Genomic DNA, 8,129 nt, shown 5'->3' with positions numbered 1-8,129 from the left:
CGAAAAGATAGACTGTTGCACAAAGATAAATTTACCTTCGTGCAACAGCCCCTTTGTGCGATAGAAATAAGAGAGGAGTGATACAACAGTGATTTCATCCAAGATTCGATTCCCCGTCATCTTCGTTGGCATCTTTGCTGCTGCGATCTTGACGGCACTCTATTTCGCGACGTTCGGACGTATGGAGAAGGCGGATGCGGCAGAGAGCATCAAACTCTACTGTGATGCTTTTGTGCGGCAGGATGAGGCGGCGCAGAAACGCCTCATCTCCTACGGTGCGCCGACGGATTCGTTTAATATGCGGGCGGCGTTCTCGAACGCTCTCCAGACGTCGGGGGCTATGCTTGCCCCCGAGGAGGCGGCAGAGATCAGCGATGCCTACATGGAGTCTCTGCGCACGGCAACGGTGGAGACTGCAGTGTCGGAGCAGGGACAGGAGCATGCCATGGTCGAGGTGACGGTGACGCGGTTCAATATGATTGCGGCACGCGAAAAGGCATCTGCGCTCATGCGTCAGCGGATGAAGTTGGACGGCACCCCCGAGGAGCTGCGTAGGACGGCAGTCGAGGCGACGGCAGAGGCATATCGGGAGCTCGAGCCTGTGGGTACGGTGACGTTCTATGTGCCCGTGCGCTACAACGGAGAGACGCGGATCTGGGATCCCGCCGACCCGATGCAGTTCGGCTTTGATCTCTCGAAGCAGACGATGGGAGTAGAATGATGGCAGAAGCAGATTGGCAGAAACTTGACCGCGCGACGGTGGAGGGGAATCCGCGCCGCCCCGAGGGGGATGCGGGGCGCGCGATGCTCGCGCGCATGAACGAGAGCCACGCGCAGCTCGTGGACTGGGGACTCGCACAGCTCGAGCTTCGTGCGAACGACACGGTACTTGACATTGGCTGCGGCGGCGGCAATACGCTCGCGCGGATGGCGGAGCGCGTGACGGAGGGACATCTCACAGGAATCGACTACGCGGAGACTTCGGTGGAGGCATCGCGCACATTCAACGCTGCTCTTGTCGATGCGGGACGGATGGAGATCCTGCACGGATCGGTCGAGGCTCTGCCATTTGACGACGGGCATTTCGATGCGGTGGTGACGGTGGAGAGCTTTTATTTCTGGCCGTCGCCTGAGAAAAGTCTGGAGGAAGTCGCGCGTGTGGTGAAAAAGGGCGGCACGTTCCTCCTGCTTGCCGAGATCTACGGGCGGGACGATCTGCCCGAGGGCATCCGTGCGAAGGTCGCAGACTATGATCTGACGAATCCGACCCCCGAGGAGTTCGAGCAGCTTTTCCGTGCAGCGGGCTTCCGTGCCGTGCACATGGACTTTCAGGACGGAGAATACTGGATCGCCGTGCGCGGCGTGCGGTAATAAAAAAGTTGTTGTACGAGGTCGTTTGATCTCATACAACAACTTTTTTCATGCGTTTATCCCTGCTGCTCCTGCACAAAGCGGATGAACTCGTCGGTCTCCGCCTGTCCGCTCAGCTTTGCCGTATACATGTGGTTGCCCATCTGCGGCCACATCATCTCGGGCATGCGCTCGCACATGACGATTTTGCCCGCATACCGCGCGAGAATGTCCTCGTGTGTATGCACATAGCGATGGAAGTCACGACGGCTTGCGTACGCGCAGTAGCAATGTTCGTTCCGATCGGGCAGGAGGCGGCGGTTCGCTGTGATCATATCTGCCCAGATCTCGTAGACGTCGGTGGAGTGCGCGTAGTTTATCATGTCGGTTGTGTAGCCGCCCGCCGGCCGCATGTTGACCTCAAGTCCGATGAAGTCGCCGACTGCACCGAGTCCCGGCTTCGCCTTTGTCAGGCGGAAAAACTCGAAGTGGACGAAGCGGCTGTGCACACGAAAAGCCTTGAGTGCGGCACGTCCCGCCTTCTTGAGTGCGTCGGGGACAATGTCCGTCGTGTAGTAGGAGAGGTCGAGCTGATAGAGTACAATGTCCATGACAGATGGCGGCCAGACGGTCATGGATTCAAAAATCGGGTTCGCATCTGCGTCCACAATCGCATCGTAGGAGCATATATCGCCCGTGACGAACTCCTCGATGACATAGGGGGCGGTCGGTTTCGATGCGTAGAAATGCCGCAGTTCATCGCGCGTGTCGATACGGTAGGTATCCATTGCGCCAACGCCCGTGTCGGGCTTGACGATGACGGGGTAGCCGACCTCGGCGAGGAATTCCTCTGCGGCGGCGAGTGTTGTGACTCTGGCAAGGCGTGCCGTGGGAATGCCCGCCTTCCGATAGTAGGGTTTCATCGCTGCCTTGCTCTTGATGTGTTCCAGATCGCCCGTCTGCCATCCCGTGCGGATGTTGAAGTCCGTGCGCAGATGTGCGTCACTCGCAAGCCAATACTCGTTGTTGGACTCGATCCAGTCGATGCGCCCGTATTTGAAGGTAAAGAATGCGACGGCGCGGAGCATCTGGTCATAGTCAGCGAGTGAGGGAACAAAGTAGTATTCGGTCAGTGACTCACGCACCTCATGTGCGAGCTGGTCATAGGGGGTGTCGCCGATGCCGAGAACGTTGACGCCCTTTTTCTTGAGACGATCACAGAAATTCCAATAGACGCGTGGAAACTGCGGAGAGATAAAGATAAAGTTCATGGTCGCACCTCACTGCTGCGCCTGCTCACGCAGGATGAAGGGAAGGAAGTAGGCGAACTGTTTTTTCCACCAGTCCCAGTCATGATCCACATCGTAGCCCCAGAAGTCGACCCATGCGTGGATGTCCTTGCTGTAGAGCACGTCGCCCATGAGCGCGGTCGTGCGCCGTCCCTCCTCCTCCCAGCGCCCCTGACCGACGCACAGGACGATCCGCCGACGGTTATAGAGGTCGATGTAGGGGTGATCGACCGGCATGTTCGCGAGGAAGTCGAGCGGTGAGTTGTCGTAGAGCACGTCGTTCATCCAACCGTCGGTGAAGAATTTCGTATCGTATGCACCCGAGAGCGCGAGCACGCCGTCGAAGAGATCGGGGCGGCGGAAGAAGACGATTGCGGCGTGCAGTCCGCCGAGGCTGCATCCTGCGGCAATGGGCAGGCGACCACTCGTGTTTTCCCAGTAGATGCGGGGCACGACCTCGTCGATGATGTAGCCGTAGTACTGTTCCTGCCGCTGGGCGCGCCATACCTTGTCACCCCAGACGTTCGACCATGTCTCAATATCGACGGTGTCGACGCAGAAGAGCTGGATTCGTCCGCGTGCGAGGTCATCCGCCAATGCCTCGATCATGCCGAAGTTCTCAAAGTTGTCGCTCATGGCATCCTGCGTCGGAAAGACGAGGATGGGAGCGGCGGTGGGCTTCCCATAGACGCGTATATTCATCATGCGGTCGAGCCGCGTGCTGTGCCAGTTGATTTCGGTGCAGTTTGTCATAAAAACCTCCTTGCATTTTCTGTTGACAGTTACACTCTAGCGAATCCAATCCGCTTTGTCAAATGGAATCCCGTGCGATCATGCTTCTCGCCGAACGGTCGGGACACGAAAGGCGAAGAAGATGATATGCGCGAGCCACATCACGGCGATTGCGATGCGTGCGTGCGGATGCTCCGTGAGGAGAAACGAAACGCCCATGAGAGTGGTGACGGGCAGCATGATCCGCGTTTTTTGCATAATGGTCATGCCGCGCCGTCCGTTCCGTATGAGGAGCATGGTCTGGCGATAGATCCGTGTTGTGCGCAGCCAGCGATCGAGACGGCGTGAGCCGCGCGCGAAGCAGTAGGCGGAGAGCAGGACGAACGGGACGGTCGGCAGGATGGGGAGAAATGCGCCGAGGATGCCCAGTCCGAGGCTGATGAGTCCGAGTGTCACGAAGAAAAATTTTTTTAGGAGCATGGATTTTCCTCTGAAATAAGAATCATTTACCGAAAAGAGAATAGCATGAGACGGAGAAAATGGCAACGCAATGTTTTGTAGTTTTTTTGATTTGTGGTATAATACAAGATGGTTTTTCGGGACTCCGGTCATTTGGAGTTCCCGTTCGGAGAGGAACGAAATAATGATTCGGATGAAAAATGTTTCCAAGATATACGAGAACGGCGCAGTTGCGCTCGACCATGTCAGCATTGAGATCGGCAAGGGCGAGTTCATCTTTGTGGTCGGTGTGAGCGGCGCAGGGAAGTCGACGTTCATCAAGATGCTCTTTCGCGAGGAGCTGCCGACGGAGGGCGAGCTGTTCGTCAACGGGCACGATGTCGTCAATATGGATCTGAAGGATGTACCGTACCTCAGACGCGGGCTCGGTGTCATCTTTCAGGACTATCGTCTGCTCTCGGACAAGACGGTCTATGAGAATGTGGCGTTTGCGATGCGTGTTATCGAGGCACCGCGTCAGATGATCCAGCGTCGTGTAAATGCTGTGCTCGATGTGGTCGGGCTGCGCGACAAATACCGTAACTTCCCCTCGCAGCTCTCGGGCGGTGAGCAGCAGCGCGTGGCAATCGCGCGCGCCATTGTGAACGATCCTGCAATCCTCATTGCGGACGAGCCGACGGGAAATCTCGATCCTGAGACGAGCTGGGACATCATGGACATCTTTAAGCGGATCAATGAGTCGGGAACGACCATCGTCATGGCAACACATGACAAGGGCATCGTCGATACGATGCAGCGTCGTGTCATCGCCATCGAGGGCGGACACATCGTGCGCGACGAGCAGCGCGGAGGATATGGCTATGAAGATTAGAACTGCCGAATACTATGTGCAGGAGGTCTTTCGCTCCCTGCGCCGCAACAACTGGATGACGTTCGCGGCGGTTGGCACGGTGGCGGTCTCGCTCTTCATTCTCGGTGTTTTCCTCATTCTCGCGTTGAATATGAATCGTGCGGCGTCCCTGCTCGAGTCGCAGGTGCAGATCAGCGTCTATATGAAGGATGATCTTGCGGAGGACGCGGAGGAGGAGCTGGGCGCAAAGATTCGCGCACTGCAGGGCATCGAGACCGTGACCTACGTCGGGCGAGAGGAGGCGCGCGCGCGGCTCTCGGAGCGTCTGGGCGAGCAGAAATATCTGCTGGATGCGCTCGGCGACAAGAACCCGCTGCCGAATGCCTATGAGGTGACGGTGCGTCAGCCAGACATGGTGGAGACAGCGGCAAAGCAGATTGCACGGATGGATGGTGTGGAGTCCGCGAAGTATGGGCAGGACGTGGTGGAGCATCTCTTTGATATCACACGGCTCGTGCGTATCTTTGGCGTGCTGCTCATCCTGCTGCTCGGCAGTGCGACGGTCTTCATCATTGCGAATACGATTCGCCTGACGGTGTTTGCGCGGCGGCGCGAGATTGCGATTATGAAGTACGTCGGGGCGACGGATGAGTTTATCCGCTGGCCGTTCGTGTTGGAGGGCATTGTGCTCGGCTGCATTGGCGGGATGATCTCGGCATTCGTTTTACGCAGCTTTTACGCGGGGGTGACGAACAAGGTCTATGATACCCTTGCGTTTTTCCCACTCATCCCGCAGTATCCATTCATGAACTATGTGAGCATTGTCATCATTCTGCTGGGCATGGGGATCGGTGCAGTGGGGGCATGGGTATCGCTTAAGCGCTTCCTGAAGGTGTAAGAATCAGATGAAACAAGGGATGAAAAAGACCCTCGCAGCGGTGCTTGCCGCGAGCTTCCTGGCCGCAGGGCAGGGGGCGGCGGCGACGCTCGAGGAGGAGCGCGACAGCTACGACGCACAGGTCGAGGAGCTGGGGCGGCAGAGCGAGGAGCTGGCGGGCAAGATCGACTCGCTCTCGGAGCAGAAGCGTCTTCTGGACGAGGAGGCGGATGCGGCGATCGCCGAGCACAAGGCACGCCGCGCCGAGCTCAACGAAACGCTCGAACGCCTCGAGGAGAACGAGGAAAAACTCGAGGTTGCCGAGCGCGACTATGCGCGCAAGAGCGACGCTTTGGGCAAGCGTGTGCGCGACATTTATATCAACGGACAGATCTCGTATGTGGATGTGCTCTTCGGTGCAAAGGATTTCTCAGATTTCCTCACACGCATGGATCTCCTCAAGCGTGTCATCAAGCAGGACTACGATCTCGTGCATGAGGTGCTGACCCAGCGCAATGCGATGCTCGCGCTGAAGGAAGCTCTGGAAAAGGATCGCGCACAGCAGGAGCCTCTGGAGAAGAAGGCGCGTGAGGCACGTCTGGCGATGGAGGACAAGGTCGAGGCGCAGCAGGCACTCATCGAGCAGATGAAGTACGACAAGGAGACGATTGACCGCAAGCAGGACGAGTCCCGCGCAGCATCGGAGCGCATTACCCGTATGCTTCAACGCAGCGGTTTGCGGAATCTCCCCATGCAGGGCTCAGGCGCGATGATCTGGCCTCTGGCGGGACCGATCACATCGGATTTCGGTTGGCGCACACACCCCATCACGGGCAGTCAGCGTTTCCACAGCGGCATCGACATCGGCGGCGACTATGGCGATCCAATCTACGCCGCACAGGCGGGGACGGTCGAATACGCTGGATGGATCTCGGGCTACGGCAATGCGGTCATCGTCAATCACGGTGGCGGCATATCGACACTGTACGGACACTGTCAGTCGATCGACGTGAGCACGGGGCAGAGTGTCGCCCAGGGCGAACTGATTGCTGAGTGTGGCTCTACGGGCAACTCCACAGGACCGCACTGTCACTTCGAGGTGCGCGTCAACGGTGAGCCAGTGAATCCGCTCGGGTATTTGTAGGCGCAGTGTATTGCAATGCCCTTTGCGAACACTTAGTTACGCAAGTGATCGTATGCTTATTCGCCTAAATACCTGCGGATTCCAAACGCGCTTCGCTTGAACGGTAAAAATCCGCAGGGGGCGAAACGCATACTTTACTCACTTGCTCCACTAGGGTTCGCTGCGGGGCATTACGATAACACCAACAGCTACGATTCAATGAAAGAAACTATGAATAGAAAAAAACTAATTTCAATCGTCCTTCTGTCTGCGCTGCTCGGGTGTATGCTTACCGTGTTTGCGGCGGGCGCATTCCTGCGCTCGGCGGGTCTGTATGCGGACGATGTTCTGCGTCTTTTCGGCGTGATGAAATTTATCCAGACGCGCTACGTCAACGCGCCGAATACGACCGAACTCATCGACGGCGCAATCGGCGGCATGGTCTCCTCGCTCGACGATCCGCACTCCGTCTATATGCCGCCCTCGATGTTCAAGAAACTGCGTCAGCATACGGAAGGCTCGTTCGGCGGCATCGGCGTGACGATGGGCTTCAAAGACAATATTGTCAAGATTATCTCCGTCCTCGAAGGTACGCCCGGTGAGGCAGCAGGTCTGCGTGCGGGCGATGAGATTCTCGCCGTCGACGGCACGCCGACGAGCGAGATGCAGAACGAGGAGGTCGCCCTCCGCATTCGCGGAGAGGCTGGCACACAGGTCGTTCTGCGCATCCTGCGCGATGGCACAGAGCAGGAGTATACGATCACACGTGACATCATACAGGTTGCGTCCGTGCGCGGTATACTCGTTGAGGGAACGACAATCGGCTACATCCGCATCGGCTCGTTTGCCGAGCATACGGGCGAGGAGTTCGGCAAGGAGATGAATCGCCTCGCGGGCGAGGGGATGACCTCGCTCGTCATCGATCTGCGCGAGAACCCCGGCGGGCTCATCACGAGCTGTGTCGCCGTCGCCGAGCAGGTTGTTCCGGCAGGTGTGATTGTCTCGGTCATCGACCGCGACGGCAGCGAGGAGGTCTATCGCTCTTCGCTCAGCGAGCGCAAATATCCGATCGTCGTGCTCATCGACGAGAACAGCGCGAGTGCCTCGGAGATCCTTGCGGGTGCACTGCAGGATACGGGCGCGGGCACGATCATCGGCACGACCTCCTATGGCAAGGGCTCGGTGCAGGCAGTCCTGCCGCTCTTTCACGAGGATGGGCTGAAACTCACGATTGCAAAGTATGTTACGCCAAACGGCCGCTCTATTGACGGCACGGGCATTACGCCCGACATCATCGTTGAGCGTTCGCCCTCGGACGCACGTGATGTGCAGTTCGAGGCGGCGAAGCAGTATCTCATCGAACATCCGTCGCTCTAAGCGAAAAATAACAGTTCTTTAAGGAATCGCTGATAAAATGAAGTCCGTCAGATTGGCGTAGATTTTTTCGTC

9 protein-coding genes are annotated in these 8,129 nt (G+C 57.6%); 6 read left to right on the top strand and 3 right to left on the bottom strand.

Annotated features, from left to right (window positions below):
* Positions 1–88 precede the first annotated feature (88 nt).
* Together ACO6BQ_RS11370 and ACO6BQ_RS11365 are read left to right on the top strand one after the other, a co-directional pair.
* Positions 89–721 (top strand): hypothetical protein, encoded by a 633-nt coding sequence (locus ACO6BQ_RS11370; RefSeq protein ID WP_489121034.1) that lies wholly within the window; start codon positions 89–91, stop codon positions 719–721.
* Positions 721–1,371 (top strand): class I SAM-dependent methyltransferase, encoded by a 651-nt coding sequence (locus ACO6BQ_RS11365; protein ID WP_489121032.1) that lies wholly within the window; start codon positions 721–723, stop codon positions 1,369–1,371. Before ACO6BQ_RS11370 ends, ACO6BQ_RS11365 begins: the two co-directional genes overlap by 1 nt.
* Before the next feature lie 56 nt (positions 1,372–1,427).
* On the opposite strand, the gene ACO6BQ_RS11360 is transcribed toward ACO6BQ_RS11365, so the two are convergent.
* From ACO6BQ_RS11360 to ACO6BQ_RS11350, 3 genes are all read right to left on the bottom strand, one after another.
* Positions 1,428–2,621 carry an ATP-grasp domain-containing protein gene (locus tag ACO6BQ_RS11360; protein WP_489121030.1) on the bottom strand — a complete coding sequence of 398 codons (1,194 nt, stop codon included), beginning with the start codon at positions 2,619–2,621 and terminating at the stop codon, positions 1,428–1,430.
* A 9-nt stretch (positions 2,622–2,630) separates the two neighbouring features.
* Complete coding sequence (locus ACO6BQ_RS11355; protein WP_489121029.1) at positions 2,631–3,392, bottom strand: esterase family protein; 762 nt, start codon at positions 3,390–3,392, stop codon at positions 2,631–2,633.
* 78 nt (positions 3,393–3,470) lie between these two features.
* On the bottom strand, positions 3,471–3,851 hold the full coding sequence (locus tag ACO6BQ_RS11350) for a YbaN family protein (protein WP_489121028.1): 381 nt from the start codon (positions 3,849–3,851) through the stop codon (positions 3,471–3,473).
* A gap of 163 nt (positions 3,852–4,014) precedes the next feature.
* On the opposite strand from ACO6BQ_RS11350, the gene ftsE reads away from it, so the two are divergent.
* The 4 genes from ftsE to ACO6BQ_RS11330 all read left to right on the top strand — a co-directional run bounded on the left by ftsE (position 4,015) and on the right by ACO6BQ_RS11330 (position 8,057).
* Complete coding sequence (ftsE, locus tag ACO6BQ_RS11345) at positions 4,015–4,701, top strand: cell division ATP-binding protein FtsE (RefSeq protein ID WP_489121026.1); 687 nt, start codon at positions 4,015–4,017, stop codon at positions 4,699–4,701.
* Positions 4,691–5,578 carry a permease-like cell division protein FtsX gene (gene ftsX / locus ACO6BQ_RS11340; protein WP_489121024.1) on the top strand — a complete coding sequence of 296 codons (888 nt, stop codon included), beginning with the start codon at positions 4,691–4,693 and terminating at the stop codon, positions 5,576–5,578. The genes ftsE and ftsX overlap by 11 nt, the downstream gene beginning before the upstream one ends.
* A gap of 7 nt (positions 5,579–5,585) precedes the next feature.
* Positions 5,586–6,701 (top strand): murein hydrolase activator EnvC family protein, encoded by a 1,116-nt coding sequence (locus ACO6BQ_RS11335; RefSeq protein WP_489121022.1) that lies wholly within the window; start codon positions 5,586–5,588, stop codon positions 6,699–6,701.
* A gap of 210 nt (positions 6,702–6,911) precedes the next feature.
* Positions 6,912–8,057: a S41 family peptidase gene (locus tag ACO6BQ_RS11330; protein WP_489121020.1), complete on the top strand. Its 1,146-nt coding sequence runs from the start codon at positions 6,912–6,914 to the stop codon at positions 8,055–8,057.
* The last annotated feature ends 72 nt before the right edge of the window (positions 8,058–8,129 follow it).

The organism is Centipeda sp. (in: firmicutes) (assembly GCF_057271695.1).
Note: the sequence above shows the minus strand (reverse complement) of the source record. Positions and strands in the feature narration are given on the sequence as shown.

What these genes read in the sequence shown, in the direction of transcription:
- ACO6BQ_RS11365 (WP_489121032.1), top strand. Translation starts at nt 721, where the DNA reads ATGGCAGAAGCAGATTGGCAGAAACTTGACCGCGCGACGGTGGAGGGG.
- ACO6BQ_RS11360 (WP_489121030.1), bottom strand. Translation starts at nt 2,621, where the DNA reads ATGAACTTTATCTTTATCTCTCCGCAGTTTCCACGCGTCTATTGGAAT.
- ACO6BQ_RS11355 (WP_489121029.1), bottom strand. Translation starts at nt 3,392, where the DNA reads ATGACAAACTGCACCGAAATCAACTGGCACAGCACGCGGCTCGACCGC.
- ACO6BQ_RS11350 (WP_489121028.1), bottom strand. Translation starts at nt 3,851, where the DNA reads ATGCTCCTAAAAAAATTTTTCTTCGTGACACTCGGACTCATCAGCCTC.
- ftsE (WP_489121026.1), top strand. Translation starts at nt 4,015, where the DNA reads ATGATTCGGATGAAAAATGTTTCCAAGATATACGAGAACGGCGCAGTT.
- ftsX (WP_489121024.1), top strand. Translation starts at nt 4,691, where the DNA reads ATGAAGATTAGAACTGCCGAATACTATGTGCAGGAGGTCTTTCGCTCC.
- ACO6BQ_RS11335 (WP_489121022.1), top strand. Translation starts at nt 5,586, where the DNA reads ATGAAACAAGGGATGAAAAAGACCCTCGCAGCGGTGCTTGCCGCGAGC.
- ACO6BQ_RS11330 (WP_489121020.1), top strand. Translation starts at nt 6,912, where the DNA reads ATGAATAGAAAAAAACTAATTTCAATCGTCCTTCTGTCTGCGCTGCTC.